The sequence below is a fragment of the Micromonospora sp. NPDC049836 genome (genome assembly GCF_044465125.1).
Classification (GTDB): domain Bacteria; phylum Actinomycetota; class Actinomycetes; order Mycobacteriales; family Micromonosporaceae; genus Micromonospora.
The window spans coordinates 1-24,810 of record NZ_JBITLH010000025.1; the positions used below are offsets into that span (position 1 = coordinate 1).

Genomic DNA, 24,810 nt, shown 5'->3' on the forward strand with positions numbered 1-24,810 from the left:
GGGTACGCAGGGTTCCGGGTCCAGGCCAAACGGGCGAATCCGGTAACGGCGCAGATAGCCCTCGATCAACGGGCGGCGACCACGGCTTCCTTTGAGAAGCAGATCGAGGTTTTCGTCAATCGATGCCGAACTGACAACATCCTCGGCCTGTACTGCATCTACAGCGACTGGCAGCCCAGCAGGCCTCAACTTGCCGGTCCGGGTCCGTGCCCGCACGGACCCGCTGACCTTGCTCAATGGGGTTGCACAATCGTGTTCGCCGAGACCGCGCTCCGCTTGACGGCGTCGAATCAGCGCGATGCCGACACCATGTTATGCAACGGCATGCCCTGGTATCACCTGGTCTGCCAGGCCGGCGCGAGCGTGACCATCGGAGTCCGCCGCGTAGTTGAACGCATGGTGAAAGCTGAAGTGGCGATCCGACCTGAGACTGACGAGGCTGAAGAACTCCCAGTTATTCTGTCACCGGCAACACAACCGCCCGCCCAGGTGGCAGCCTTCTTTCAAGGCGACGTCCAGGTGCTGGATCCGTGGAGTGGCCTCACTGGGGTGGTGCTGATCGACGCCGCAGCAGAGACGACATCTGCCATTAGACGTAGGTGACCATGCCGGCCGTGGCGTCGGCCGGCATGCCGAGTTCGGCCGGTCGCTCTCGGGGGCCAGCCTGCTCCCGAACAATATGAGGAAACCCAGACGTGCGCATCTCGGCGACGAGTTCACTGCTATAGACTTTCGGCATGAGCACCCATGCTGAGCATGGGTGCCGCGAATTTGGGTCCGAATCCCCCCTCGGACACGAACCATTACCCCACGGTGCGCGTTGAGATCTACTTCAGCGCGCACCGTTTGCGTTTCCGGCTGGTAGTTCAGCCGGAGTCCGAGTTGCCGGTAGACCTCGGGTTTGTCGGCGGGGTCGGCGTCGCGGAGCACGGTGGTGATGTCGCCGAGCGCGTTCACCAGGGCCGTGATCTCTGCTCGGCTCAGCCGGCGCGGGGTGGCTCCCGCGATGGCCCGAAGTTCGGCTTCCGCGCGGGTGCGTTCGGCCTGGGTTTGGGCGATCCAGCCGGTGACCACTGCTGGGTCGGCGCCGGCATCGAGGGCGGCGCGGTAGCGCTCAAGCTTGGCGTCGCACTCGGCGATGATCGCTTGGGCTGCGGTGCCCGTTGTAGGCGGATGGTTCAGGGGTTGGGCGTCTGCCATCGCGGTGATCGTCTGCGCGATGCGGTGGGGCGCGAAGGCGGAGGCCAGCCAGGAGTCGAGCGGGTCGGTGAGCGCGTCCTCGCGCAGGTACACGTTGCGGGGGTGGGGAACCTGGTTGGCGAGGGCGTACTCCTGGGGGAAGCGGCAGCGGTAGTAGGCGTCGCCGTGGTTGTACTGGCCCTGCATGCGCCGGTCGCAGGCGGCGCAGTAGATGAGGCCCCGGAAGACGTACGGGTTGCGGGTGCGCTGCCGGACGTGTTGTCCACCGGTTCCCCGGCCCCGCCGGTGCAGGATGGCTTGGGCCTCTTCGAAGGTCGCGTCGTCGATGAGTGGTTCGTGGGTGATGTCCTTGGAGACCACCCACTTGTCGCGGGGGTTCCAGCGCATGACGCCGGTGTGGCCCATGGCCACGTCGTCGACGTCAAGCAGCACCTCGTCGGTGCGTTGCTTGTTCCAGACCTGCCGGCCGGTGTAGCGGGGGTTGGTGAGGATGACACGGACCGCGCTCTTGGACCAGGCGATTCCGCTGCGGTGGCGGTTGCGGGCGCGGTCGTGCGCTGACGGGCAGGGGACGTGATTGGCGGTGAGTCCCTCGGCGATGGCGAACAGGCCGATACCGGAGAGGAACTCGGCGAAGATCCGCCGGACGATCGGGGCGGTCTGCTCGTCGGGGATGAGGCCCTTGAGGTGTTTGCCGTCGGCGGCCTTGGCGGGGTTGGGGTGGGGTCCGAGGTCGCGCAGTGTGTAGCCATAGGGCGGTCGACCGCCGAGGTAGCGGCCCTCGAGCAGGGTCTGGGCGGCCATGGCAGTGCGGACGCGCAGCTTGATGCGGTTGCGTTCGCCTTTGCTCATGCCGCCGAAGACGGACATGACCAGCTCATGGGCCTCATTGTCGGGGTCGATCGGGCCGCCGATCTCGGGCACCCACAGTTCGACGCCGTAATGCGCGAACAGCGGCACCGTGAGACCGAACTGGTTGCCGTAGAAGGCGCGGTGAGGTTCACCGACCACGACGGCAGAGAAACCGCGCCGAGGGTCGCGCAGCGCCGCGAGAAGAAGGCTCGCCTGGACTCGCCGCTGCCAGGGGAGGGAGCGGCTCTGGCCGACGTCGAAGTACTCCGTGACGATGCGTCCACTGTGAGGCTGGATGAGTGTGGTTGCTCGGGTGAGTTGCCAGCTTCGGGACGATTCGGGGTCTTGGTTGTCCTCGGTCGACACCCGGCCGTAAAAGGCGAAGGGTTTCGGTGGAGGGGCGTTCATCGGTTCTCCTGGTTCGAGTTGTCGGTGCGGCGGTCGTTCGCGTGTCTGAGGAGCTTCAGCAGAGCGGCAGCGGCGCCGGGGTTCAACTCGGGTGGCTGCTCGGGTACTACCACGCTGGCGACGCTGGGCGGTGCGCTGCTGTCGATGGTCTCGACCGTCCATGAACGACCGTCTTCGCTCAGCTGGTCAAGTCCCTCGTCGGCCGGCGCGGCCGAATCCGGCTCTTGGTGATGTTCAGACTGGTGGTCGGGCGGCAGCGTCATGCGCCTCCGTCCGGCGGTCGCCCCGGCCGGCACACGCTGCGGTGGGCGTGCGCCGACCGCTCCTTGGCCTCCGTCAGCTCGCGGTGAGAGGGGGCGGACCGGAGGTCGAGGTCAGCATCGACCGCAAGGATGGGCGGGATCGTGGCGCTGTAGCTCGTAGCGCTGGTGACTCGGGCCGTGGCAGATGGGTGGGTTGTCATGGGAGTGAACCGCCCCGGGTTCTGTGGAGACCTCAGCTGTTGGCTCCAACCACCTCGCAGGGCTGGGGTTGAGCGTAGAACATCGATTCGTATTCGGTCGGTGGGACGTGCCCGATGGCGGAGTGCAGACGCTGGTTGTTGTACCAGTCGACCCACTCGGCGGTGGCCAGTTCGACCTGGGCGAGGCTGCGCCATGGGCCCCGGGGTTTGATCAGCTCGGTCTTGTAGAGGCCGATGGTGGACTCCATCAACGCGTTGTCCAGGGCGTCACCGACGCTACCGATCGAGGCATCGATACCGGCGTCGAGCAGGTGGGTGGTGAACCGGAACGACGTGTACTGACTGCCCGCCTCGCTGTGATGCACCAGGCCCGCCCCGACCGGCTGGCCGGCGCGGTCACGGCGCCACAGCCCCATGTCCAGGGCGGCCAGAACCAGCGAAGTGCGCTTGTTCGTCGCCGCGGACCAACCCACGATCGCCCTGGAGTAGACGTCAACGACGAACGCGACGTAGACCACGCCGGACCAGGCGGCGACGTGGGTGAAGTCCGCTACCCAGCACCGGTTCGGCCGGGCGGCGGTGAAGTCCCGGTTCAGCAGGTCAGCGGCCCGTTCATGCCCCGGATCGGCGGTGGTGGTGCGGATCTTCTTGCCCCGCACCACGCCGGTCAGGCCGGCGTCACGCATCAACCGCTCGACCGTGCACCGGGCCGTCGGATGCCCACGGCGGCGCAGCTCATGCCAGACCTTGCGAGCTCCGTAGACACCGTAGTTCGCCACATGGATCTCCCGCATGAGTGCTGTCAGCTGCGCATCACGCACCTGCCGCTTCGACGGCGGACGCTTCTTGGCCGCCCAGTAACCGCTCGGGGTGATCTGCAGCCCGTGCCGGCGCAGCACGCGACAGATCGGCTCGACCCCGCCGAAGCGGTGCCGATGCTCGTCAACGAAGCTCACGAGCGTGTCATAGGCCGGTCGAGCTCGGCCGCGAATAAAGCCGACGCGGCCTTCAAGATCTCATTCGCCCGCCGCAACTCGGCGTTCTCCCGCCGCAGCCGCTTCAACTCCGCCGACTCCTCCGACGTCACCCCCGGCCGCCGGCCGTCATCGACCTGCGCCTGACGGACCCACTTACGCAACGTCTCGGCCGTGCCGATCCCCAACCGGGCCGCCACCGCCGTGATCGCCGCCCAGTCCGACTCGTAGTTCGGCCGCACCTCCGCGACCATCCGCACCGCACGCTCACGCAACTCCTGCGGATACGGCTTCGTTCCTGCCATCTCTCGATCCTTCCCAAGCGGGGAAGTCTCTACAAGATCCGGGGCGGTTCAATCCCGCCGATCCTGCCCGGCATGCACTTCCACGACCTACGCCACACCCATAAGACCTGGCTCATCGAAGACGGCATCCCCGAGATCGCCCAGGCCCGACGGCTCGGCCACCGCCTCGCCGGCGTCAGAGGCATCTACAGCCACGTCACCGAACCCATGATCACCAATCTTGTTGGCGCGCTGCAGCGACGCTGGGAGACAACCCAACCCGACCGCCCCAACAGCACGCTGCGGCATCTGCGACCGGTCGCTTGATCAGGCTGCTGAGGTGCGCATAGGTGTCCAGCCGATAGGGGCCACACCATCTCGCCCCAGCACTGGACATGAGCGAGCACTGGTTGAGCGGGGAATGGTGCCGCGCATTCGCGGGCACTAGCACCGCTGCGGAGAGCACCTGAGACTTCGCCTCAAGCCTGGTTCGCGCAGCTCAGCGCCGACGGCTGGATCCTCCTCGAGCCGTACGTGTTCGACAAGCGGCGCCACAAGCCCGGCGATGTGGCCGCCACCGGCGGCACGTTCCGACCGACCCGCACCAGCTGACCGGCCACACCCACGGTCACCTACCCGACAACGGGCAGGGCGGCAGCCGCATCCCAACCATCATCGACACGACACGTCACGTGGGGAGACAGTCTTGACCAACCCGTACCAGGCGCAGCAGCCGCACGACGTCTACGGCCAGCCGCCCGTCCAGCACCAGCCGGCCGAGTGGCCGCCGACCGCCGCTGGGATGACGCCGTCGGCACCGCCGGCCGCGCCCAGCCGCAAGCCGCTGATCGTCGCCGCCGCCGCGGCCCTCGCTGTGCTCTTGCTCGCCGTCGGCGGCTACGGCCTGTACGACCGGTTCATCCGCGAGGACACCGGCGTCGCCGCCTGCAAGGCCATGCGCGAGGGGAAGAAGGCCGACGGCAGCGCTAAGGGAAGCGGCGATGACAAGCTCACCGAAGCCGAATACCGACAGGCCCGCAGGGTGTTCGAGGACTCCCGCCACGACGACATCCGCGAGCACGGCACCGCGCTGATGGACCTCGCCTGGCAGATGTCGCAGATCCCGAATGGGCAGGAGATGGGCGCGCTGGCGTTCATGGGCCCAATGACGACGCACATGTCGGGCCTGCAGACCGCGTGCGCGAACCAGGGCGTCATCGTCACCCTGAACACCGAGTAACCGCACAAGAGCGAAGTTCTCATCCAGGCGGGTAAGGGCTTCGCTCCATCACCGAGCTGCGCACCGCCATCGAGCCGCACGCCGCCCTGCTGGCCGCCGACCGGGCCGGTCACGACGAGGCCAGCGACCTCGTCGGCCTGGCGGCGAAGATGTGGGCCGCCGGCAAGGCCGGCGACGAGGAGCGCTTCCTGCGCCTGGACATCGAGTTCCACCGCCGGGTGCTGCTCGCCGCCGGCAACGAGATGTTCGTCCGGCTGCAGGACCTGGTCGTCGAGGTGCTGACCGGCCGGCACAAGCACCACCTCATGCCGCACCATCCGCACGAGGAGGCACTGCGCCTGCATGCCGAGGTGGCCCAGGCGATCCAGCGGCACGAGGGCGAGCGCGCCCGGCTGGCCATGGTGCAGCTCATGGAGCAGGCGTTCGAGGAGATGCGCTCCCTCTGGGAGCAGACCGCCGAGCCCGTGCGATTGATCTGATCCGTCGCTCGCCCACCCCGCTGGCCTGGTGGAGCGCGGACGTGCTGCGGCGGGCCGTCAGCGGCGTCCCACCCCGGGGCAACGGCGTGGAACCCGGTCCGCCGTCAATAGACGGCCGTGCATTGTATTCGCGGCGAACGCATTCCTGGTCAGCGCCGGTCCCGACCGCCGCGGCAACGAGGGCAGCCCGGTCGGCTTGAACGGCTCCGCCCGCGACGACGGCGGCGCCCCGAGCACCCGGTGGTCATACACCGTCGGTTCCGACGTGGACGCGGGCGCTACCTGCACCTTCGAGGACGCCGGCGCGCCGGTCACGACGATCAGCTGCACCGACGACGGCACCTTCACCGTCACGCTTACCGCCGACGACGGCGTCAACGGAGCGGTCAGCGACAGCGCGACGGTCACGCTGAGCAACGTCGCTCCGCCGCTGCGGGAGACCCCCGCGCCGAGCCCGCTGCGCGCGGCCGCCGCGGCCGTCGCGCCCACCCAATGGCCAGTACATCGGGGCCCGTACGGGGTTCGAGCTGAAGGTCCCGTTCAACGATCCCGGCACCAACGACACCCACACCTGCACCGTCGTCTGGGACGACGGCCGTACAGACTCACTGACTGCCACCAACAACGTCTGCCAAGCCACGCACACCTTCACCGACGCCGGCATGTACACCATCGGCGTCATCGTCCGCGATGACGATGCCGCCACCGACACGTCCGGCAGCATGACCGTGGTCTACGACCCCGACGCCGGAAGCGCGAACATTGACGGCTCCACCGCCACCCCGGCCGGCGCGTGGGCATCGCCGCCCAGCCACCGCGCACGAGAAAGGAGCCGGATGGGTTGCGGGCCGACAGCCACGCCGAGGCCGGTCCGGCGCGTCGGATTTCCCACAGCGGGCGCCCGGACGGATCCGCGGCGAGCGCGGGCCGTTATGGTGGGGACGCCGTGGTGTTCGGGAAGCCGGTGTGATGCCGGCGCGGCCCTCGCCACTGTGATCGGGAGACCGCCGGCCCTCGTCGTTTCGCGAGGTCACTGGGCAGAGATGCCTGGGAAGGCCGGCCGGCGGTTGCTTGTCCCGTCAGCCAGGAGACCGGCCACGGCACGTTCGTCCCCGTCCACGAGGTGTTGGAAGGCGGTCCCGCTGTGCGGTTCCCCATGCCCTGGCGCGTTGCCGCGCCGTTGTTGCTGTCCACTGTGCTGCTCACCGGCTGCGGCGCCGATGCCAAGCCTGCTGCCGCACCACCGGCGGTGTCCGCTGGACCGGTCGCGGTGACCAACTGCGGCACCCCGGTGACCATCACGGCGCCACCGATGCGGGTCGTCACAATGAACCAGGCCGCCACGGAGATCATGCTGGCCCTGGGCCTGCAAGATCGGATGATCGGCACGGCCTACCTCGACGACGCGATCCTGCCCGCCTACGCGGACGCCTACGCGAAGATCCCGGTGCTGGCCAAGGAGTACCCGACCAAGGAGAAGCTGCTCGAGGCCGAACCCGATTTCGTGTACGCGTCGTACAACAGCGCGTTCGGTGACGAGGGGGTCGGTGACCGCGCCGACTGGCAGAAACTCGGCGTCGGCAGCTACGTCTCCCCTGCCGGGTGCCCGGCGCAGACCCGGCCGGCGAAGCTCGCCATCGGCGACGTGTTCACCGAGATCCGCGAGCTCGCGGCGATCTTCGGGGTGAGCGACCGCGGCGAGAAGCTGATCGCCGACCACGAGGGCCGCATCGCCACGGCCGCAGGCACCGCCCGCAACGTCAAGGTCTTGTGGTGGGACGGCGGCAGTGACGCCCCGAGCGTCGGCGCCTGCTGCGGCGCCCCCAACATGATCATGTCGGCGGCCGGGGTCACCAACGCCTTCGCCGACCTCACCGGCAGCTGGGGCGACACAAGCTGGGAGACCGTCACCGACCGCAACCCCGAGGTCATCGTGCTCGTCGACGCGAGCTGGGATCCCGCCGCGCAAAAGAAGACCTTCCTCGCCGGGCACCGCACCCTCAAGGACCTGCCCGCGGTCAAACAGCAGTGGTACGTGGTGATCCCGTTTTCGTCAACCACGGCCGGTGTCCGCAACGTCCTCGGCGTCGAAGCCCTCGCCCAGGGCATCGCCGCGCTGCCGTCCGGGGCCCCGAGCTGACCGCCGTCACCACCCGGCCCGCCCCGGTGCGCACCCACCGCCCGGTGCGGGCGGTCGGCCTGGCCGCGCTCGTGCTGGCTCTGGTCGCCGGTCTGGTGCTGTCGGTGGCCGTCGCGGTCACCATCGGCCCGGCCGACCTGACTGTCGGGACGGTGTGGACGGTCGTCGCCGGCCACCTGGGACTCGCGAACTCGGACGTGCCGCTGCTGCGCGACCACATCGTCTGGGACCTACGTTTGCCCCGGGTTCTCGGCGCCGCCACGGTGGGGGCGGGCCTGGCCGCGGCCGGTGCGGTCATGCAGACCGTCACCCGCAATCCCCTGGCGGACCCGTACCTGCTCGGGGTCTCCTCAGGGGCGTCGCTGGGCGCGGTCCTGGTGGTCGTGGCCGGCATCGGTAGTGGTGTAGCCGCGCTGACCGGCGGCGCCTTCTTCGGCGCCCTTGTCGCGTTCCTGCTGGTCGTGGGCCTGGCCGGGAGGTTCGAGGCATTGTCGCCGACGCGCGTGGTGCTGACCGGGGTCGCGGTGGGACAACTGTGCGCGGCACTGACCTCTTTCGTGATCATCTGGGTGGCCGACCCGCACGCCACGCAGAGCATCACGTTCTGGCTGTCCGGGTCGATGGCCCGCGCCGACTGGACGGCCCTGGGCTGGGCGGTACCGGTGCTGCTCGTGGTGCTGGCAGTGGTCGGCTGGCACGCCCGTACCCTCAACGCCTTCGCCTTCGGTGAGGAGGCCGCCGCGAGCCTCGGCGTCGAGGTGAACCGGCTGCGGTGGCTGCTGCTGGTCGGCACCGCCCTGCTGACCGCCGTGCTGGTCGCGGTCAGCGGCGCGATCGGGTTCGTCGGGCTGATCCTCCCGCACGCCGCCCGCCTGATCACCGGACCGGACCACCGGCGGCTGCTACCGGTCGCCGTGCTCGCCGGCGCCATCTTCCTGATCTGGGTCGACACCGCCGCCCGCACCGTCTTCGAACCGCGTGAGCTGCCGGTCGGGGTGCTGACGGCACTGGTCGGGGTGCCGGCGTTCTTCCTGATCCTGCGCCGCCGGGAGGTACGCGGCTGATGCTCCAGATCTCCGACGTCTCGTGGGCGGTGCCCGCCGCCCGCATCCTCGACCACGTCACCGGCACCGTACCGGCGGGCAGCCTGGTCGGGCTGCTCGGCCCGAACGGATCCGGCAAGACCACCCTGCTGCGGGCCGTCGCCGCCCTGGTGCGCCCGGATACCGGCAACATCACACTCGCAGGCGACGACGTGGCTCGGCTGCGGCGCCTTGCCCTGGCCCGGCGCATCGCGTTGCTGGCCCAGCACGCCGAGACCGACCTCGACCTGACCGTCCGCGACGTGGTCCTGCTCGGCCGTATCCCGCACCGCCGGACCCGCTGGTCCGACACCGGCAGCGACCATGCCGCCGCGGTCGAGGCACTGGGCCGGGTCGACCTGGCCGGGTTCGCCGACCGTAAGTGGCAGACCCTGTCCGGTGGGGAACGCCAGCGCGTCCAGCTCGCCCGCGCGCTGGCCCAGGAGCCGGAACTGCTGCTGCTCGACGAACCCACCAACCACCTCGACATCGGCCACCAGCTTCAGCTGCTGCACTTGGTCCGCCGATCGCAGGTCACCGCCCTCGCCGCGCTGCACGACCTCAACCTGGCCGTCATGTTCTGCGACACCGTCGTCGTGCTGCACCACGGCCGGGTCGTCGCCGCGGGACCACCCGCACGGGTGCTCACCCCGGTGCTGCTCGCCGACGTGTACGGCGTCGACGCAGACGTGCGGGTTCACGACGGGCGGACCGTCATTGAGTTCCGGCCGCCGTCATGACCCGGCACGTGCTGCCGGTGCCCGGTCGGTCACCCACCACGCTGGCCACGACACGATCCACCAGCTCGCCGAGCAGGTGGCCGCGCGTCTGGGCGTACCCGTGCACAGGTGTTTCCTCGACGGCGCGCAACCGTTGCTGCACGCGGCGCTCGACGCGGCCACCGACGACGCCGAGGTCGTGCTGGTGCCGTGCCACGTGCCGCCCGACCGCTACCTCGACACCTGGATCCGGCGGGCCGTCGCACACCGGCGGCAGACCAGCGGCCGGGTTGTGCCGATCGCCGTCACCGCACCGCTCGCCGCACAGCCCGCCCTGATCGATGCGGTGATCGAGGCCGTCACCGGTGGCCATGCCGCGCTCGGCGGCTCGTCGGGGCCGTTCCGCAGCCCGGCCTGGTCGCAGATCACCCGGCACCGGCGGCACGTGCTGGTCTGCCGCGGGCCACGCTGCACCGCCTACGGCGCCAACGACGTCGCCGCAGCCCTCACCGGCCGGCGACTTAGAAGCGGCGATCGTCGAGCACTTCGGCTCGTTCGATGCCTTCAGCGCGCAGCTGTCCACCGCGACCAAGGGGGTGCAGGGCTCCGGTTGGGGCGTGCTGGCGTGGGAGCCGCTGTCGCAGCGCCTGATCGTCGAGCAGGCCTACGACCACCACGGCAACGTCGGCCAGGGTTCCACGCCGATCCTTGTCTTCGACGCCTGGGAGCATGCTTACTACCTGCAGTACAAGAACGTGGGCCCGGACTACGTCGACCGGCTGTGGAACCTGGTCAACTGGTCGGACGTGACCCGGCGGTTCGACGCGCCCCGCGCCGTCGGCAACCCGATCATCCTGGCACCGTGACCGAGGCCGGCCCCGGGCCGGCGTTCCTCGCGGCGCAGCAGGCGGCGGGAGTCATCGCGGCCAAACACCGCGGTGACTTCGCCGGCGCCGAGGAACTGCTGGGCGCAATCGGCGACGAGACCGTGCGCACTCGGGTTTCATGCTGCTCGCCGAACTCGCCCTTGACCCTGGTCCGGTCACAGACAGGGCAGAGCATGGACGAACTCGTCCAGGAGGTCACGTTGCTGATGGCCGAAGTGGTGGGCAGCGTCGGACACCAGCCCGGGCTGAACCTCGCCCACGCCGAGCCCGGCGGTCCGGCGGACGGACAGCAGGCGATACTGGGGCGGTGGAAGGACAGGCTCGCCGAACCGGGCGGCTCATGGTGGCGGGCACGACATCGGACGCGGGCAAGAGCCTGGTGACGACCGCGTTGTGCCGGGCGTTCGCACGGCGCGGTGTCCGGGTCGCTCCGTTCAAGGCACAGAACATGTCGAACAATTCGATGGTGTGTGCGGGTGGGGCGGAAATCGGCCGTGCCCAGTGGGTGCAGGCGCTGGCGGCGGGCGCAGAGCCGGAGGCGGCCATGAATCCGGTGCTGCTGAAGCCGGGCGGGGACCGGCGTAGTCACGTCGTGGTCATGGGCGAGCCCGCGGGTGAGATCAGCAGCCGCGAGTTCATCGGCGGCCGGACGCATCTGGCCGAGGCCGCGTATGCCGCGTACGACGATCTGTCGTCGCGCTACGACCTCGTCGTCGCCGAGGGTGCCGGCAGCCCGGCGGAGATCAACCTACGGGCCGGTGACTACGTGAACATGGGCCTGGCGCGGCACGCGGGGATGCCGGTGCTGGTGGTCGGCGACATCGACCGTGGTGGTGTCTTCGCGGCACTGTACGGCACGGTGGCACTGCTCGAACCGGCCGATCAGGCCCTCGTCGCCGGGTTCGTGATCAACAAGTTCCGCGGTGACGAGACGTTGCTCGCACCGGGCCTGCGGCGGCTGGAGGAGCTTGTGGGACGCCCCGTCCTAGGCACTTTGCCCTGGCGATCTGACGTGTGGCTGGACTCCGAGGACGCGCTCGACCTGCAGGGCCGGCGCGGTGACGCTGCACGTGACCTGCGGGTGGTTGTCGTACGGCTGCCGCGGATCAGCAACTTCACCGACGTGGACGCGCTGGGGCTGGAACCGGGCGTGGACGTCGTCTTCACTGCCGACCCGCACGACCTGGCCGGCGCTGACCTCGTGGTGCTGCCCGGAACCCGGGCCACCATCGCCGATTTCGCCTGGCTGCGCTCGCGCGGGCTGGACCGGGCGATCGTCCGGCACGCCGAGGCGGGACGTACGGTGCTGGGAATCTGTGGCGGGTTCCAGATGCTCGGCCGGCACGTGCACGATCCCGAGGGCGTCGAGACCGACGGGCCGGCGAGCGTACCTGGCCTGGGCCTGCTGCCGGTCGAGACGACATTCACCGCACGCAAGGTGCTGCGTCTGCCGAGTGGTGCAGCGCTGGGCGCGCCCGCGTGGGGTTACGAGATTCATCACGGTCACGTCACCCGTGCGGCCGGAGCCACCGAGTTCCTGGGCGGCGCACGGGACGGCAACGTACTGGGCACGATGTGGCACGGCAGCCTGGAGTCCGACGCCCTGCGCAGCGCCGTGCTCGGACTCGCCGCGACCGCGAGCGGCCGGACATTCACGCCCTCGGGCGTCAGTTTCGCCGCGGCCCGGCAGGCCCGGCTGGATCTGCTCGCCGACCTGGCGGAGAAACACCTGGACGTCGATGCGCTGCTGAACCTAGCCGAGCGGGGCGCTCCCGCGGCGCCGGTGATCGGACCCTACGCGTGAGGATTCTCGTGCTCGGTGGGACGGGCGAGGCCCGCGCGCTGGCGGCCTCGCTCGTCGACGACGGTGCCGTGGTCGTGACCTCATTGGCGGGGCGGGTCGCGCGTCCCCGGCTGCCGGTGGGGCAGGTCCGCGTCGGTGGCTTCGGCGGGATCGCAGGACTGGCGGCGTACCTGGCGGAGACCCGGGTGGGTGCCGTGGTCGACGCGACGCACCCGTTCGCGGAGAAGATCAGCGCCAACGCGGCGGCGGCGTGCCCGGCCGCCGGGATTCCCCTGCTCCGTTTGGAACGGCCCGGCTGGGCCGCTCGCCCCGAGGCGTCGGCCTGGTACTGGGCCGGTGACCACAGTGAAGCTGCCCGGGTGGCGGCCGGTCTGGGCGACCGGCCGTTCCTCACCGTCGGACGGCAGTCGCTGGCGCACTTCGTCGAACCGTTGCGCCGGCACGCGTGCCTGGTTCGCGTGGTGGACGAGCCCGACATCGTCCTGCCGGTGTCGTGGAAGCTGCTGCGCAGCCGCGGTCCCTACACCCTCGCGCACGAGCGGGAGGTGATGGCGGGCACGGACGTTCTAGTTACCAAGGACTCCGGCGGTGACCACACGGTCGCCAAGCTGGCGGTCGCCGCCGAGCGGGCGATGCCGGTCGTGATCGTGCGCCGCGCCGGGCCGCCGGCCGGTGTGCCGCTGGTCCGTGACGTGGACGCCGCCCTGGCGTGGGTGCGGGCGTTGCCCGCACCCTGACGCGAGGTTCAGCCGGGAAGGTTCAGAGCGTGGCCGCCAGCTCCTGGCGGCGCAGCCGCTCGGCGGCACGGTCCGCGTCGCGTCCGACCAGACCAGTCAGCATTGCACCCAGGACCGCCCAAGTCGCGGCCAGGGTCGTGATCGACGAGATGCGGAAGTACCAGAGTGTGTCGGCCGGGAAGCCGCCGACCTCGTTGACCGTCGGCAGCAGAGCCCCGGCGACCACGACGACCACGAGATAGGCGCCGGCACCGGCCAGCACCGCCGAGTATGCGCCAAGCTGGGGCAGCAGACGCCGGGCCAGGACCACGGCGCCGATCGCGGCGGCCAGGCTCAGTGCCCAGAACCCGAAGTACAGCGCGGTCCGCTCGTTGATCGTGTCACCGGAGCCGACCGCCGGTGGTGTGGCGGGGTACTTGAGGAACGGCACAAGGGCGGTGGCGACGAAACCGACGGCGGCGACCACCGCGGTGCTGGCCCGTGCGGACAGGGAGCCCAGACGCCCGGCGGCGAAGGCGGCAGCGAGCGCTGTCGCTCCACCGAGGACGATGCCCACCAGGATGGTGCCCAGTGCCAGGCCCCCGGTGGACTGGGTGCCACGCGAGACTTCGGCCTCCTCCTCATCGTGGCTGTGAGACTGCTCGGCGGTGGCATTGTCGTGCGGGTGCTCGGCGGCACCGGCTTCCTCCAGGGCGATGGCTGCATCGACCTGGGGTTCGGCGACGACGTAGGAGACGAGGAAGGCCGCGAAACCGGCGATGAGCCCGGCCAGCAGCCCGTGAACGAGAAAAGTGCGAGGGGTCATCAAGGGTCCGTTCGAGAGCCGGCCGCGGGCAGCACGAAACGCCCGCAGCGCCGGTGACGAGGAAAGACGAAAACTCCGGCCGGGCCGGGCGAACTGCCGCGTGGCGTGGTGTCAGTGGCAGGGGAAGCCCAGCACGTGCCGCGCGTCGTGCGTCAGCTCGTGGATGAAGGTGCCCTCGAAGACGGAGAAAGCTCCCTGCTCGGCGCCCACGAAATACAGGACGACGGCGGTGACCAGCGCGAAGAACAGCGCCCAGGGGGCGAGCGCGCGAACGGGGATGGTGGGAAGAACGGCCGGAATGGCCGTGGTCGCCTGAGGCATGACACTCCTTGGGATGCTGCGTCCCGTCGATGGGTGGTCGACCTGGCTGGAGGGTCTGGCTTCGCCACGAGCGGCGTCACAGTAGCGCGACTGCGCCGGATTCACACCGGCTTCCTTCAGCAGGGTGGCACGACCATATCAGGTATCGGAGCAACGCGACGCTGTCGCGACTGCCTGCACGGCGGCCGGTCCGAGGGCGACGACGTGGCCGATCACCGTTACGGCGGGCGCGCCGATGCCGGCCTCGGCGGTGTCGGCGACGACGTCGGCGAGGGTACTGCGCAGCACCCGCTGGCCGGCCGAGGCGGCGTCCGCGACGACGGCGCATGGTGTGTTCCGGTCGAGACCGGCGGCGACGAGCGCGTCGGCGATGGCCGCGAGGTTGCGCATGCCCATCAGCACCACGAGGGTGGTGCCGGTGCGGGCGAGGGCGGCGTAGTCGATCGACGAGTCGGGATGGCCGGGCGGTACGTGGCCGGAGATGACGGTGAAGCCTTGCACGAGTCCGCGGTGGGTGACCGGGATGCCGGCCAGCTCCGGGGCCGCGATGCTGGAGGTCACGCCGGGTATCACGGTGGTGGGGACGCCGGCTTCGGCGCACGCGGTGACTTCCTCGAAGCCGCGGCCGAAGACGTACGAGTCGCCGCCCTTGAACCGCACAACGTGCCGTCCGGCGCGGGCGTGCTCGACGAGCAGCGCGTTGATCTGTTCCTGGCTCGTGCTCCGCCCGTACGGGATCTTGGTGACGTCGATGATCTCGGCGTCCGGGCGCGCCCACTTCAGGGCCTCCCACGGGGCGAGCCGGTCGGTGAGGATCACGTCGGCCTGCTTGACGGCCGCGCGTCCGGCGACGGTGACCAGCCCTGGATCGCCCGGGCCGGCGCCGACCAGCGTGACGTGTCCGGCCGTTCGGACCGCTGCCGGTGCCCCGGCCTCCGAGGGTGCGACGGTACGCAGCACGACGTCGAACCGGCTCTCGTCGACCGGGGTGGTGACCCAGGTCAGGCGCCCGCGGAGGGCGAGGTCCTCCAGCGCGGCGCACACGGCCGGCGCGGCGACGGTGACCAGGGCACGCTTGTGCAGCAGCGCACTGACCGTGACGGCGGCGGGTGCGCTCCCGTCGAGGACGAGCACGCTACGGCCGGTGAGGTTCAGCTGCATGTGACGGTGATTCCTAACGTGCTGAGGAGACAGCCGTCCGGTGTACGGCCTCGGTGAACGACTGGGCCAGATGCGGTTGCCCAGCCCAATGCACGTGCAGATAGGACGCGCTGAGGCTGGGGGAGGCGAATCCGGCATTGCGGCCCTCGATGCGCCAGGCGGGGTGCTCGCCGTGACCGGGTGTGACGGTGGTGCGGTGGAATTCGTGGCCGGTGGCAGCGGTTCCCCGCTCGCCGAGCAGCTGGTCCGAGCCGAGTGCGGCACGGTGGTACGCGAGGGTGAGGCGCGGCGTCATGACGGCTTCGGCGTCGAGCGCCCCGACCATGGGATGGCCGTCGACGGAGCGGCACAGATACAGCAGGCCGGCGCACTCGGCGACGGTGGGGACGCCGTCGAGGACGGCCTGGCGCAGTTCGTGGCGCAGCGTCGTGTTGGCGCTCAGCGTGGACGCGTGTACCTCGGGGAACCCCCCACCGAGGTATAGCCCGCATGTCCCGGCGGGAAGCCGCTGGTCGCGGGCCGGGTCGAACGGGACGACGGTGCAGCCCGCCGCCTGCAGCAGCTCGGTCGTCTCGGCGTACCGGAAGGTGAAGGCACGCCCGGCCGCGACCGCAACCACCGGTGATCCGGCGCCCGGCCGCCGGACGTGCGCGGCGGGGTCCCATGGCTGGGCGTCCAGATCGGGTGCGGTGCGTGCCACCTGCAGCACCGCATCGAGGTCCACGTGGCGGGCGATCTGCTCGGCCAGCACGTCCAGGGCGGCGGCGGCCTCCTCACGTTCGGCTGCCGGCACGAGCCCGAGGTGGCGCGACGGGGCGCTGACACCCTGGTCGCGGTGCAGGATCCCGAGCACCGGTACGCCGGTGGATTCCACCGCCCGGGCCGCCTCGGCGGCGTGGCGGGCGGACCCGGCCTTGTTGAGCACGACACCCGCGACGGTGACGCCGGCCTCGAACGTGCCCATTCCGTGCACGACGGCCCCGACGCTGCGCGAGGTGTGCGAGACGTCCACGACCAGCAGGATCGGGGTGGCGGTCAGGGCCGCGAGGTGCGCGGTGGAGGCGAAACCGTCGCCGCCGATGCGGCCGTCGAACAGGCCCATGACCCCTTCGACGATGGCGATGTCCGCGTCGCGTGCGCCGTGCAGCAGCAGCGGGATCACGAGTGAGGGGTCGGTCAGGTGCGGGTCGAGGTTGCGGCCGGGGCGTCCGGTGGCCAGCGCGTGGTAGCCGGGGTCGATGTAGTCGGGCCCCACCTTGTGCCCCGACACGGTGTGCCTGCGCGCGGCCAGCGCGGCCATGAGCCCGGTCGCGACCGTGGTCTTGCCGTGGCCGGAGGCCGGCGCCGCGACGATCAGCCGCGGAAGGCTCACCATTCGATGCCTCGTTGGCCCTTCTGGCCGACGTCCATCGGGTGCTTGACGTGCTGCATCTCGGTCACCAGATCGGCTGCCTCGATCAGCCGGGGGTCGGCCCGGCGCCCGGTGACGATCACGTGCTGACGGCCGGGACGGTGGACCAGTGTCTCCACGACGTCGCCGACGTCGACCCAGCCCCACTGCATCGGATAGGTGAACTCGTCCAGGATATAGAGCTGGTGCCGTTCCGCCTGGATACGGCGCTTCACCTCCGCCCAGCCCTCGGCGGCGTCCGCGGCGTGGTCCGCCTCGGTGCCGCTCTTACGGCTCCAGGACCATCCGGAGCCCATTTTGTGCCACTCGACTGGCCCGCCTTCGCCGGTCTGCTCGTGCAGCAGCCCGAGCCTCTCCAGGACGGTCTGTTCCCCGATGCGCCACTTGGCCGACTTCACGAACTGGAACACCCCGATGTCCCAGCCCTGGTTCCAGGCGCGCATCGCCATGCCGAAGGCGGCGGTCGACTTGCCCTTGCCGTTTCCGGTGTGGACCATCAGCAGCGGCCGGTTGCGCCGCTGGCGGGTGGTGCTGCCGTCGTCCGGGACGGTGAGCGGCTTACCCTGCGGCATCAGGCCACCCCCGCCCGCGGAGCGGTCGCCGTGCGAACGACCCCGGTGAGCCCGTCGGCGGTCACTTCACCGAGCGGCACGTGCTCGGCCCTCAGATGAGTGGCAAGCCGGGCGGCGAGGCCGAGCCGGAATCGTCCGGTCTCGCAGTCCACGACGACGACCTGGACACCGCTGGTGGCGAGCGCGGCGGCGGCGCGGTGGGCACGACCCAGCGGGTCCGGGCCGGAGGTGGCGCGGCCGTCGGTCACCACGACGAGCAGGGGCCGGCGGGACGGGTCGCGCAGCGCCTCCCGGCGCAGCACCTCGCCACTGCGTTCCAGGCCCTCCGCGAGCGGGGTCCGGCCACCGGCCGGTAGGTCGGCCAGGCGGCGGGAGGCGACGTCGACCGAGCCGGTCGGTGGCAGGACGACCTCGGCGGTGTGCCGGCGGAACGTCACCAGTGCGACCTTGTCCCGGCGGCGGTAGGCGTCCAGCAGCAGCGACAGCACAGCGGTCTTGACCTGCTCCATGCGGCGGCGGGCCGCCATCGAACCGGATGCGTCCACGCACAGCAGCACGAGGTTCGACTCGCGCCCGACGGTCTCGGCCCGGCGCAGGTCGCCGGGCACGAGCGCGAGGCCGCGACCGCCGGTCAAGCCACCCCGGGAATGCTGATGCGGCGCCGCCGCGGTGATGGTGCCCGGCAGGTGCAGCCGGCCGTCGCCGGACGTGCGCCGCCGCTGCCCGGCGACACGGCCCTGCGGTGTTCGTGCCCGGGACCGCCGGCCGGCCTGACCGTCGCCGGTTCCTTTCACGATCAGCAAGCGGGCACGTGCGGGCTCGCCCGCGGATGCCATCGATGTGGCGGCCTGCCGTTCGGGCTCCGGTACGGGCGGGCTCTCGCCGGGAGAGCCGGGCACGTCCCCGGCCGATCTGTCGTGCCCGGTGTCGTCGGGCAGACCGCCGCCGGGACGGTCGGGTCCGGGGTCGGGGTCGTTGTGGCCGAGTAGGTCGTCCAGGCGGTCCTGGTCCAGGCCGGGCTCGTCGAAGGGGTTGCGGCGGCGGCGGTGCGGCAGCGCGAGACGGGCGGCGATGCGGATGTCCTCGAGTGTCACTCGCGTACGTCCCCGCCAGGCCGCGTGCGCCGCGGCGGCGCGAGCGGTGACGAGGTCCGCACGCAGGCCGTCCACGTCGAACGCGGCGCACAGCTCGGCGATCCTGGTCAGCGTCTCGTCGTCGAGCACGACACCGGCCAGCGAGCGCCGGGCGGCGGCCAGCCGGGTGCGCAGGGCTTCCTGCTCGCCGGCCCAGCGTGTGGCGAAGCCCTCCGGGTCGGCGTCGAATGCGAGCCGGCGGCGGACCGCCTGCACCCGCAGGACGGGGTCACGCGGGGCGGCGACCTCGACCGTCAGGCCGAACCGGTCGAGCAGCTGCGGGCGCAGTTCGCCCTCCTCCGGGTTCATCGTGCCGATCAACACGAACCGGGAGGCATGCTCGACCGAGACACCGTCGCGTTCGACGCTGACCCGGCCGGTCGCCGCGGCGTCGAGCAGCAGGTCGACCAGGTGGTCCGGCAGCAGGTTGACCTCGTCGACGTACAGCAGGCCACGATGGGCCCGGGCCAGCAGGCCAGGCTCGAACGCGACGACGCCGTCTCGCAGCGCGGCATCGAGCTTCAGCGATCCGGTCACCCGGTCGTCGCCGGCTCCGACGGGTAGTTCGACGAGGCGTACCGGCCGTTCGACGACGGGCGTGGACACGTCGAACGGCCCGTCGGGGCAGACCGCCGAGGGATCGTCCGGGTCGATGGAGAACCGGTCGCCCGCATAGACCCGTACCGCCGGGAGCACCTCGGCGAGGCCGCGCACGGTAGTGGTCTTGGCAGTGCCCTTCTCCCCGCGGATCAGGACACCGCCGATGAGCGGATCGATCGCGACCAGGGTGAGGGCGAGAGTCATGTCGTCGGCGCCGACGACGGCACAAAAGGGGTACTGCGCTGGCATGTAGGGCTCCCGCTCGATCTGCCATGGCGGTCCAAGACGCGGCATGCGCCGTGGATCGGATCGAGGCCGGTCTTCGGACTTCCCAGGTCAATGCCTGGATCACCGCAGCGGGCCCTGTGCCGGATTCTCACCGGCTTCCCAGATTCTCCCCGTGACCACGGTCGTGGGGCACCTCGAACCTGTGCATCACCATAGACGCCCCGGTGGCCGGGGCAAGGGCCGGTGGGCGGCTAGGGTGCATCTCCATGGAGGAGCGGGTGACCGTGGTGGGGATCGGGGCTGACGGGTGGGTGGGTCTGCCGGAGCCGTCCCGGGCGCTGGTGCGGGCGGCCGCGACGCTGCTCGGCGGGCGGCGGCACCTCGAGGCGGTGCCGCCCGTCGACGGCCAGCAGCGCGTGGCGTGGCCGTCGCCGCTGCGGGACAATTTGCCAGGTGTGCTCGCCTCCGCGCGAGGGCCGGTTGTCGTGCTGGCCTCCGGCGACCCGCTCGTGTCGGGTATCGGCACGACGCTGCTGGACGTCCTGGGCCCGGAGCGCGTGACGATCGTGCCCGGGGTCTCCTCGGTAGCCCTCGCCCGAGCACGTCTCGGATGGCCGGCTGAGTCCGTCACCACGGTCAGCCTGGTCGGCCGGGACCTACGGCTGATCGTGCCTGCGCTCTCGGCCGGGCGCCGGCTGCTCGTGCTGTCCAGCGACGAGACGACACCCGCGGCCGTGGCCGCGGTGCTGACCGGGCTCGGTTGGGGGCAGTCCAGGCTGGTCGTGCTCGGTGACCTCGGTGCCGCCGGTGAGTCGTGTACCGCGACCACCGCGGCCGGGTGGGACCTGAACGACGTGCCGCGGTTGAGCGTTCTCGCCGTCGAAGTTCGCGGTGCCGGTCCGGGCTGGGCCTCGGGCGGCGTGTTGCCCGACGACGCGTTCGAGCACGCCGGGCAGATCACCAAACGTGACTTGCGGGCCAGTGCCCTGGCCCGGCTCGCGCCCGCGCCCGGTCAGCTGCTGTGGGACGTCGGCGCCGGCAGCGGCTCGATCGGTGTGGAGTGGATGCGGGCCTGGCCGACGGCACGGACGATCGCGGTGGAGCCCCGCTCCGACCGGGCCGCGCTGGTGCACCGCAACGCCGCTGCCCTCGGCGTGCCGGGTCTGCGTCTGGTCGAGGGTTCGGCGCCCGGGGCCCTGTCCGGCCTGGACCGTCCCGACGCGGTGTTCGTCGGCGGCGGGGCCACCGTCCCCGGCGTGCTGGACACCTGCTGGGATGCGCTCGGCGCAGGTGGACGGCTCGTCGTGCACGGTGTCACCGCCGAGACCGAGGCGGTGCTGCTGGAGCAGCACAGCCGGCGCGGCGGTGAACTCGTCCGCCTGCACGTCGAACGCGCCGAACCGCTCGGCGGCTTCACCGGCTGGACGCCCGCGCGGGCAGTCAGCCAGTGGTCCATCGTCAAGGGAGATTCATGACCGTCCATTTCGTCGGGGCCGGGCCCGGCGCCGCCGACCTGCTCACCCTCCGCGCGGTACGCCTGCTCGAGTCCGCCGACGTGTGCCTGTACCCGGGCACGTACCTCGACGCCGAGGTGCTGGAGCACTGCCGTGACGACGCCCGGCTGATCGACACCCAGCACCTCGACCTGGACCAGATCACCACGCACCTGGTCCAGGCACACGCCGACGGGTCCGAGGTCGTACGGCTGTGCTCCGGTGACCCGTCGCTGTACTCGGCGGTGCACGAGCAGGCACGCCGGCTCGACGCCGCCCGGGTCCCGTGGGACGTCACGCCCGGCGTGCCGGCCTATGCGGCTGCTGCCGCCGCCGTCGGCGCCGAGCTGACCGTCCCGGAGCTGGCCCAGTCGGTCGTGCTCACCCGCGCGCAGGCCCGGTCCACGGTCATGCCGTCGGGAGAGAAGCTCGCCGCGTTCGCCGCGACCGGCGCGACGCTCGCCCTGCACCTGGCGGTCACGCGTACCCGCGAGCTGGCCGCCGAACTGGCCGGCTACTACGGCCACGACTGCCCCATAGTCGTGGTGCACCGGGTGTCGCAGCCGCAGGAGCTCATCCTGCGCGGCACGCTGGCCGACATCGGCGGCCGGGTCGAGCAGGCCGGTCTGCGACAGGCAGCGGTCATCCTGGTCGGCCCGGCGCTGGCCGGGGACGTCCGTGGCGGCGAGTCGTTCCTCTACTCGGCCGGTCGCGAGCGCCGCGTGCGCGGCTGATCAGGGCACGAAGCGCGGGCTCCAGACACGTCCGGCCGCGGTGACTCGCGTCGCCGAGGCGCCGATGATCAACAGGCATTTCATGTCGATGCTGCCAGGGTCCAGTTCGCCGAGCGAGGTGACGGTGAGGCTCTCCCCGGCCCGGCCGATGTCGCGGCCCACGACCACGACCGTCCGGGGGGACTTGTGCTCCAGCAGCACGGCCCGGGCCTGCGCGACCTGTTCGGTGCGTGAGCGTGAGCGCGGGTTGTAGAGGGCCAGCACCAAATCCGCCTCGGCGACAGCGCGCAGCCGCTTGACCACGACCTCCCACGGCTTGAGCCGGTCCGACAGGCTCATCACCGCGAAATCGGCCCCGATCGGCGCGCCCGCGCGCGCCGCGACCGCCTGGACGGCGGAGATCCCGGGTACGACACGGATGGCGACGCCGGCGTAGCGGGGGTCCTCCGCGGCCTCGAACACCGCCGACGCCATGCCGAAGACGCCCGCGTCACCGCCGGAGACGACCGCGACGCGCTCACCGGCGAGCGCCAGTTCGAGCGCCTGCCGGGCCCGCTCGAGCTCGACCGTGTTGCCGGAGGCGTGGCGGACGAGTCCGGGGCGCTGCGCGACGCGCTGGACGTACGGGCCGTAGCCGACGACGTGGCCGACCTCGGCGAGCACCTGCGACGCCTCGGGGGAGAGCCACCGATCGGGACCGGGGCCGAGGCCCACGACGACGACCTCGGCGCCGGGATAAGGTTCGGTGACCCTGGTGGCCGGGAGGTCGTAACGGGCCACTCCGGGTCGGGTGTCGCCGGGGACCAGCACGATCGAGAAGTACGGCACCGTGGCGGGGTCCACGTCGGCGACAGGCAGTACCCGCTCGGCGGTCATCGACGCCCGTTCGACGTACCAGGAGCCCTCGACGCGCCCGGCCTGCTCGAGCGCCGAGCGGACCTTGGTGAACGTCCGGCCCAGCTTCATGATCACCGCGCCGTCGGTGTCGGCGAGACGCCGGGCCAGCTCGGGCTCGGGCAACGTTCCCGGCAGCACGGTCAGCACGTCGGTCTGCCGGACCAGCGGCAGGGCGGTGGTGGCGGTGGCGGCGGCGAAGGCGGGCACACCGGCGACGACCTGCGTGTCGAACTCGCCGGCGAGCCGGTCGTGCAGGTACATGAACGAGCCGTAGAGCATCGGGTCGCCTTCGGCCAGCACGACCACGTCGCGGCCCGCACGAAGGTGGGCCCGCAGCCGCTCGGCGGCTTCGGCGTAGAAGTCGGCCATCGCCCCGGCGTACCCGCCCGGGTGCTCGGTGCTCTGGGTCGTCACCGGATAGACCAGCGCCTCCTCGATCACGTCGTCCGGGAACAGCCCGGCAGCGATGCGGCGCGCGTTGGACTGTTTGCCGACACCCTGGTGGTAGGCGATGACCTGGGCCGCGCCGATCAGCCGGGCGGCTTTGAGCGTGATCAGTTCGGGATCACCCGGGCCGACCCCGACGCCGGACAGCCGCCCGGTCACTCCGCCTCCCGGGCGAGGGCGTTGAGCGCGGAGGCAGCCATCGCCGAGCCGCCCCGGCGCCCGGTCACCACGAGATAGGGCACGTCGAGGCCGGGGGCGTCGGTGGCGAGGTCGATGAGCGCCTGCTTGGACTCGGCGGCGCCGATGAATCCGACCGGCGTACCGATGATCGCAGCTGGTCGTGGCGCGCCGTCGCGCAGCATCTCCAGCAGGTGGAACAGGGCCGTGGGGGCGTTGCCGAAGGCGACGACCGCGCCGGCGAGGTGGTCGGTCCACAGCGACACCGCCGCCGCCGACCGGGTCGTTGCCCACCGGTGGGCAAGCGCCGGGACCTCGGGTTCGTGCAGAAAGCAGCGGACCTCGTTGTCACGGGGCAGGCGGGCGTGGGTGATGCCGGCGGCGACCATGTGCGCGTCGGTCAGGATCGGCGCCCCCGCCTCCAGCGCCCCGCGGGCGGCGGCCACCAGGCCGGGGTGGATCACCAGGTTGCGGGTGAGGTCGGTCTGGCCGCATGCGTGGATCATCCGCACCGCGACCTTCTCGGCGTCGGCCGGCACACCTGAGAGATCGGCCTCGGCACGGATGGTGGCGAACGAGGCGTCGTAGATCGCCGCGCCGTCGGTGACGTAGTCGTAGCGGCGTGCCGGTGTGGTGAGGCTCATGCGTTCTCCAGATCGGGGACGAGCAGGGTGCGGTACGGGGTGAGGACGATCTCGCCGGCGCCGAGCGCGCGGATCTCCTCCAGCAGGGGAGCGTCCACTCGGCCGCCGGGAGCCGCGAGGTGCGCGGTGACGCGGCCGTCATCCTGAACGATCCTGCCCAGCGCGGGTGGAGGTGTGCTCACCCGGGTCCGCTCGGCACGGTCGAGTACGGTGCCCAGCAGCGCGGCGCCGGCGCCGGGCAGCTCGTCGACGTGCCAGGGTGAGTCCGGCCGGTCACCCGCGAGCCCGGCGAAGCGTACGGCGAGCCCGGTCAGCGCCGCGGCGGCCTCGTCCAGCCGGATGACGGGCCCCCACGCCGAGGTTCCGGCACGTAGCTGCGCGGTGTCCGAGTCGAGCGCCACCAACCCCAGGTCCAAGTCACGGCTGACCAGATCACCGCGGCCGTCGTCAAGCACGAACAGGAACCGTCCGGTCAGCGCGGTGAGCCGGGGCTCGGCGCGCAGCCGTGCGTCGAGTCCGGCGACGACCGGGTGTAGATCGGCCCGGCCGCCACTGCGTCCGGTCAGCGGTGAGGCGAGGATGTTGCGGACCAGCTCGTGCGACGTGGACGGTACGAGCCCGGTCGCGATGACGTCGGCGACGACGGTCTCGGGCAGCCGCCCACCGTCGTGCTCGAGACCGCGCACCTGCAGGTTGGCGCGGCTGGTCAGGTGGACCGCGCCGTCGCCGTGCGCACGGGCCACCTCCACGAGTGCGCACAGCGCCGCAGTCGGCACGATCCCGCCGGGGACGCGCACCCGCACGAGCGCGCCGTCGTCGGCGATCCATGGGCGCAGCAGGCCGGGACACAGGTCGCGGCGGGTCCTCTCGGTCACGGCGACATGGTGCCAGAGCCCGTCCCCGGCGACACCGGCTGTC

27 protein-coding genes, 1 pseudogene and 3 riboswitches are annotated in these 24,810 nt (G+C 71.3%); of the genes and pseudogenes, 13 read left to right on the plus strand and 15 right to left on the minus strand.

Annotated elements, in window-relative coordinates:
* From ACIBPB_RS32690 to ACIBPB_RS32705, 4 genes are all read right to left on the minus strand, one after another.
* The coding region (locus tag ACIBPB_RS32690) for a hypothetical protein (RefSeq protein WP_396843129.1) at window positions 1-216 on the minus strand (216 nt) is incomplete at its 3' end.
* Between the two features lie 246 nt (window positions 217-462).
* Entirely contained in the window at window positions 463-2,460 is a 1,998-nt protein-coding gene (locus ACIBPB_RS32695; protein WP_396843130.1) for a recombinase family protein, read from the minus strand.
* Window positions 2,457-2,723, minus strand: a complete 267-nt coding sequence (locus tag ACIBPB_RS32700; protein WP_396843131.1) for a hypothetical protein — start codon at window positions 2,721-2,723, stop codon at window positions 2,457-2,459. Before ACIBPB_RS32700 ends, ACIBPB_RS32695 begins: the two co-directional genes overlap by 4 nt.
* Before the next feature lie 232 nt (window positions 2,724-2,955).
* A protein-coding gene (locus ACIBPB_RS32705; RefSeq protein ID WP_396843132.1) for an IS3 family transposase occupies window positions 2,956-4,202 on the minus strand; the annotation gives its coding sequence in 2 pieces (ribosomal slippage) (window positions 2,956-3,920 and window positions 3,920-4,202; 1,248 coding nt in all).
* A 72-nt stretch (window positions 4,203-4,274) separates the two neighbouring features.
* On the opposite strand from ACIBPB_RS32705, the gene ACIBPB_RS32710 reads away from it, so the two are divergent.
* From ACIBPB_RS32710 to ACIBPB_RS32720, 3 genes are all read left to right on the plus strand, one after another.
* Window positions 4,275-4,508 carry a hypothetical protein gene (locus ACIBPB_RS32710; protein ID WP_396843133.1) on the plus strand — a complete coding sequence of 78 codons (234 nt, stop codon included), beginning with the start codon at window positions 4,275-4,277 and terminating at the stop codon, window positions 4,506-4,508.
* Window positions 4,509-4,887: 379 nt separating this feature from the next.
* Complete coding sequence (locus tag ACIBPB_RS32715) at window positions 4,888-5,421, plus strand: hypothetical protein (protein WP_350754516.1); 534 nt, start codon at window positions 4,888-4,890, stop codon at window positions 5,419-5,421.
* A 56-nt stretch (window positions 5,422-5,477) separates the two neighbouring features.
* Window positions 5,478-5,900, plus strand: a complete 423-nt coding sequence (locus ACIBPB_RS32720) for a FadR/GntR family transcriptional regulator (protein ID WP_396843143.1) — start codon at window positions 5,478-5,480, stop codon at window positions 5,898-5,900.
* Window positions 5,901-5,957: 57 nt separating this feature from the next.
* On the opposite strand, the gene ACIBPB_RS32725 is transcribed toward ACIBPB_RS32720, so the two are convergent.
* Window positions 5,958-6,308 (minus strand): hypothetical protein, encoded by a 351-nt coding sequence (locus tag ACIBPB_RS32725; protein WP_396843134.1) that lies wholly within the window; start codon window positions 6,306-6,308, stop codon window positions 5,958-5,960.
* Window positions 6,309-6,403: 95 nt separating this feature from the next.
* Between ACIBPB_RS32725 and ACIBPB_RS32730 the strand changes: the two are divergent.
* The 4 genes and pseudogenes from ACIBPB_RS32730 to ACIBPB_RS32745 form a co-directional block, all read left to right on the plus strand.
* A pseudogene (locus ACIBPB_RS32730) lies at window positions 6,404-6,619 on the plus strand (PKD domain-containing protein); the annotation flags it as partial.
* 211 nt (window positions 6,620-6,830) lie between these two features.
* Window positions 6,831-7,015: riboswitch (cobalamin riboswitch) on the plus strand.
* A 41-nt stretch (window positions 7,016-7,056) separates the two neighbouring features.
* Window positions 7,057-8,040, plus strand: a complete 984-nt coding sequence (locus ACIBPB_RS32735) for an ABC transporter substrate-binding protein (protein ID WP_334466375.1) — start codon at window positions 7,057-7,059, stop codon at window positions 8,038-8,040.
* Between the two features lie 26 nt (window positions 8,041-8,066).
* Window positions 8,067-9,104, plus strand: coding sequence for an iron chelate uptake ABC transporter family permease subunit (locus tag ACIBPB_RS32740; protein ID WP_334466372.1), 1,038 nt, complete (start codon window positions 8,067-8,069; stop codon window positions 9,102-9,104).
* The gene (locus tag ACIBPB_RS32745) at window positions 9,104-9,862 is read left to right on the plus strand and encodes an ATP-binding cassette domain-containing protein (protein WP_334466369.1); all 759 of its coding nucleotides are present in this window, start codon (window positions 9,104-9,106) and stop codon (window positions 9,860-9,862) included. The genes ACIBPB_RS32740 and ACIBPB_RS32745 overlap by 1 nt, the downstream gene beginning before the upstream one ends.
* On the opposite strand, the gene ACIBPB_RS32750 is transcribed toward ACIBPB_RS32745, so the two are convergent.
* Complete coding sequence (locus ACIBPB_RS32750) at window positions 9,837-10,214, minus strand: hypothetical protein (RefSeq protein WP_396843135.1); 378 nt, start codon at window positions 10,212-10,214, stop codon at window positions 9,837-9,839. The genes ACIBPB_RS32745 and ACIBPB_RS32750 overlap by 26 nt on opposite strands.
* On the opposite strand from ACIBPB_RS32750, the gene ACIBPB_RS32755 reads away from it, so the two are divergent.
* The 4 genes from ACIBPB_RS32755 to ACIBPB_RS32770 are packed head-to-tail and all read left to right on the plus strand — an operon-like array spanning window position 10,213 to window position 13,269.
* A complete protein-coding gene (locus ACIBPB_RS32755) occupies window positions 10,213-10,707 on the plus strand; it encodes a Fe-Mn family superoxide dismutase (protein WP_396843144.1) in 495 nt (164 codons plus the stop codon). The genes ACIBPB_RS32750 and ACIBPB_RS32755 overlap by 2 nt on opposite strands.
* Window positions 10,704-11,111, plus strand: coding sequence for a hypothetical protein (locus ACIBPB_RS32760; protein WP_396843136.1), 408 nt, complete (start codon window positions 10,704-10,706; stop codon window positions 11,109-11,111). The genes ACIBPB_RS32755 and ACIBPB_RS32760 overlap by 4 nt, the downstream gene beginning before the upstream one ends.
* Entirely contained in the window at window positions 11,069-12,532 is a 1,464-nt protein-coding gene (locus ACIBPB_RS32765) for a cobyric acid synthase (RefSeq protein ID WP_396843145.1), read from the plus strand. Before ACIBPB_RS32760 ends, ACIBPB_RS32765 begins: the two co-directional genes overlap by 43 nt.
* Window positions 12,529-13,269, plus strand: a complete 741-nt coding sequence (locus tag ACIBPB_RS32770; RefSeq protein WP_181726784.1) for a cobalt-precorrin-6A reductase — start codon at window positions 12,529-12,531, stop codon at window positions 13,267-13,269. The genes ACIBPB_RS32765 and ACIBPB_RS32770 overlap by 4 nt, the downstream gene beginning before the upstream one ends.
* A 22-nt stretch (window positions 13,270-13,291) precedes the next feature.
* On the opposite strand, the gene ACIBPB_RS32775 is transcribed toward ACIBPB_RS32770, so the two are convergent.
* From ACIBPB_RS32775 to ACIBPB_RS32800, 6 genes are all read right to left on the minus strand, one after another.
* Window positions 13,292-14,074 (minus strand): CbtA family protein, encoded by a 783-nt coding sequence (locus ACIBPB_RS32775; RefSeq protein ID WP_334466353.1) that lies wholly within the window; start codon window positions 14,072-14,074, stop codon window positions 13,292-13,294.
* A 111-nt stretch (window positions 14,075-14,185) separates the two neighbouring features.
* Window positions 14,186-14,395 (minus strand): CbtB-domain containing protein, encoded by a 210-nt coding sequence (locus ACIBPB_RS32780; protein WP_013476133.1) that lies wholly within the window; start codon window positions 14,393-14,395, stop codon window positions 14,186-14,188.
* Window positions 14,396-14,448: 53 nt separating this feature from the next.
* Window positions 14,449-14,510: riboswitch (cobalamin riboswitch) on the minus strand.
* A 23-nt stretch (window positions 14,511-14,533) separates the two neighbouring features.
* On the minus strand, window positions 14,534-15,556 hold the full coding sequence (cobA, locus tag ACIBPB_RS32785) for a uroporphyrinogen-III C-methyltransferase (protein WP_396843137.1): 1,023 nt from the start codon (window positions 15,554-15,556) through the stop codon (window positions 14,534-14,536).
* A 13-nt stretch (window positions 15,557-15,569) separates the two neighbouring features.
* Window positions 15,570-16,931: a cobyrinate a,c-diamide synthase gene (locus ACIBPB_RS32790; protein ID WP_030275080.1), complete on the minus strand. Its 1,362-nt coding sequence runs from the start codon at window positions 16,929-16,931 to the stop codon at window positions 15,570-15,572.
* Window positions 16,925-17,539, minus strand: a complete 615-nt coding sequence (gene cobO, locus ACIBPB_RS32795; protein WP_030275079.1) for a cob(I)yrinic acid a,c-diamide adenosyltransferase — start codon at window positions 17,537-17,539, stop codon at window positions 16,925-16,927. Before cobO ends, ACIBPB_RS32790 begins: the two co-directional genes overlap by 7 nt.
* On the minus strand, window positions 17,539-19,521 hold the full coding sequence (locus ACIBPB_RS32800) for a magnesium chelatase subunit D family protein (protein ID WP_396843138.1): 1,983 nt from the start codon (window positions 19,519-19,521) through the stop codon (window positions 17,539-17,541). Before ACIBPB_RS32800 ends, cobO begins: the two co-directional genes overlap by 1 nt.
* 46 nt (window positions 19,522-19,567) lie before the next feature.
* Window positions 19,568-19,712: riboswitch (cobalamin riboswitch) on the minus strand.
* A gap of 54 nt (window positions 19,713-19,766) precedes the next feature.
* On the opposite strand from ACIBPB_RS32800, the gene cbiE reads away from it, so the two are divergent.
* Both cbiE and ACIBPB_RS32810 read left to right on the plus strand, forming a co-directional pair.
* Complete coding sequence (gene cbiE, locus ACIBPB_RS32805; protein WP_396843139.1) at window positions 19,767-20,975, plus strand: precorrin-6y C5,15-methyltransferase (decarboxylating) subunit CbiE; 1,209 nt, start codon at window positions 19,767-19,769, stop codon at window positions 20,973-20,975.
* Complete coding sequence (locus ACIBPB_RS32810; protein ID WP_013476139.1) at window positions 20,972-21,727, plus strand: cobalt-precorrin-4/precorrin-4 C(11)-methyltransferase; 756 nt, start codon at window positions 20,972-20,974, stop codon at window positions 21,725-21,727. Before cbiE ends, ACIBPB_RS32810 begins: the two co-directional genes overlap by 4 nt.
* Here the strand turns inward: ACIBPB_RS32810 and ACIBPB_RS32815 are convergent, their stop codons facing one another.
* From ACIBPB_RS32815 to ACIBPB_RS32825, 3 genes are read right to left on the minus strand one after another with little or no spacing between them, the layout of a single operon-like run.
* A complete protein-coding gene (locus ACIBPB_RS32815) occupies window positions 21,728-23,230 on the minus strand; it encodes a precorrin-2 C(20)-methyltransferase (RefSeq protein ID WP_030275073.1) in 1,503 nt (500 codons plus the stop codon).
* Window positions 23,227-23,892 carry a precorrin-8X methylmutase gene (locus ACIBPB_RS32820; protein WP_334466328.1) on the minus strand — a complete coding sequence of 222 codons (666 nt, stop codon included), beginning with the start codon at window positions 23,890-23,892 and terminating at the stop codon, window positions 23,227-23,229. The genes ACIBPB_RS32815 and ACIBPB_RS32820 overlap by 4 nt, the downstream gene beginning before the upstream one ends.
* Entirely contained in the window at window positions 23,889-24,767 is an 879-nt protein-coding gene (locus tag ACIBPB_RS32825; RefSeq protein ID WP_396843140.1) for a sulfite reductase subunit beta, read from the minus strand. Before ACIBPB_RS32825 ends, ACIBPB_RS32820 begins: the two co-directional genes overlap by 4 nt.
* Between the last annotated feature and the right edge of the window lie 43 nt (window positions 24,768-24,810).

Excerpts from the sequence above, each read along its gene's own strand:
- ACIBPB_RS32695 (WP_396843130.1), bottom strand. The coding sequence starts at position 2,460 with ATGAACGCCCCTCCACCGAAACCCTTCGCCTTTTACGGCCGGGTGTCG.
- ACIBPB_RS32700 (WP_396843131.1), bottom strand. The coding sequence starts at position 2,723 with ATGACGCTGCCGCCCGACCACCAGTCTGAACATCACCAAGAGCCGGAT.
- ACIBPB_RS32710 (WP_396843133.1), top strand. The coding sequence starts at position 4,275 with ATGCACTTCCACGACCTACGCCACACCCATAAGACCTGGCTCATCGAA.
- ACIBPB_RS32735 (WP_334466375.1), top strand. The coding sequence starts at position 7,057 with ATGCCCTGGCGCGTTGCCGCGCCGTTGTTGCTGTCCACTGTGCTGCTC.
- ACIBPB_RS32745 (WP_334466369.1), top strand. The coding sequence starts at position 9,104 with ATGCTCCAGATCTCCGACGTCTCGTGGGCGGTGCCCGCCGCCCGCATC.
- ACIBPB_RS32755 (WP_396843144.1), top strand. The coding sequence starts at position 10,213 with ATGCCGCGCTCGGCGGCTCGTCGGGGCCGTTCCGCAGCCCGGCCTGGT.
- ACIBPB_RS32750 (WP_396843135.1), bottom strand. The coding sequence starts at position 10,214 with ATGGCCACCGGTGACGGCCTCGATCACCGCATCGATCAGGGCGGGCTG.
- ACIBPB_RS32765 (WP_396843145.1), top strand. The coding sequence starts at position 11,069 with ATGGTGGCGGGCACGACATCGGACGCGGGCAAGAGCCTGGTGACGACC.
- ACIBPB_RS32775 (WP_334466353.1), bottom strand. The coding sequence starts at position 14,074 with ATGACCCCTCGCACTTTTCTCGTTCACGGGCTGCTGGCCGGGCTCATC.
- ACIBPB_RS32780 (WP_013476133.1), bottom strand. The coding sequence starts at position 14,395 with ATGCCTCAGGCGACCACGGCCATTCCGGCCGTTCTTCCCACCATCCCC.
- cobA (WP_396843137.1), bottom strand. The coding sequence starts at position 15,556 with ATGCAGCTGAACCTCACCGGCCGTAGCGTGCTCGTCCTCGACGGGAGC.
- ACIBPB_RS32790 (WP_030275080.1), bottom strand. The coding sequence starts at position 16,931 with ATGGTGAGCCTTCCGCGGCTGATCGTCGCGGCGCCGGCCTCCGGCCAC.
- cobO (WP_030275079.1), bottom strand. The coding sequence starts at position 17,539 with ATGCCGCAGGGTAAGCCGCTCACCGTCCCGGACGACGGCAGCACCACC.
- ACIBPB_RS32800 (WP_396843138.1), bottom strand. The coding sequence starts at position 19,521 with ATGCCAGCGCAGTACCCCTTTTGTGCCGTCGTCGGCGCCGACGACATG.
- cbiE (WP_396843139.1), top strand. The coding sequence starts at position 19,767 with ATGGAGGAGCGGGTGACCGTGGTGGGGATCGGGGCTGACGGGTGGGTG.
- ACIBPB_RS32810 (WP_013476139.1), top strand. The coding sequence starts at position 20,972 with ATGACCGTCCATTTCGTCGGGGCCGGGCCCGGCGCCGCCGACCTGCTC.
- ACIBPB_RS32820 (WP_334466328.1), bottom strand. The coding sequence starts at position 23,892 with ATGAGCCTCACCACACCGGCACGCCGCTACGACTACGTCACCGACGGC.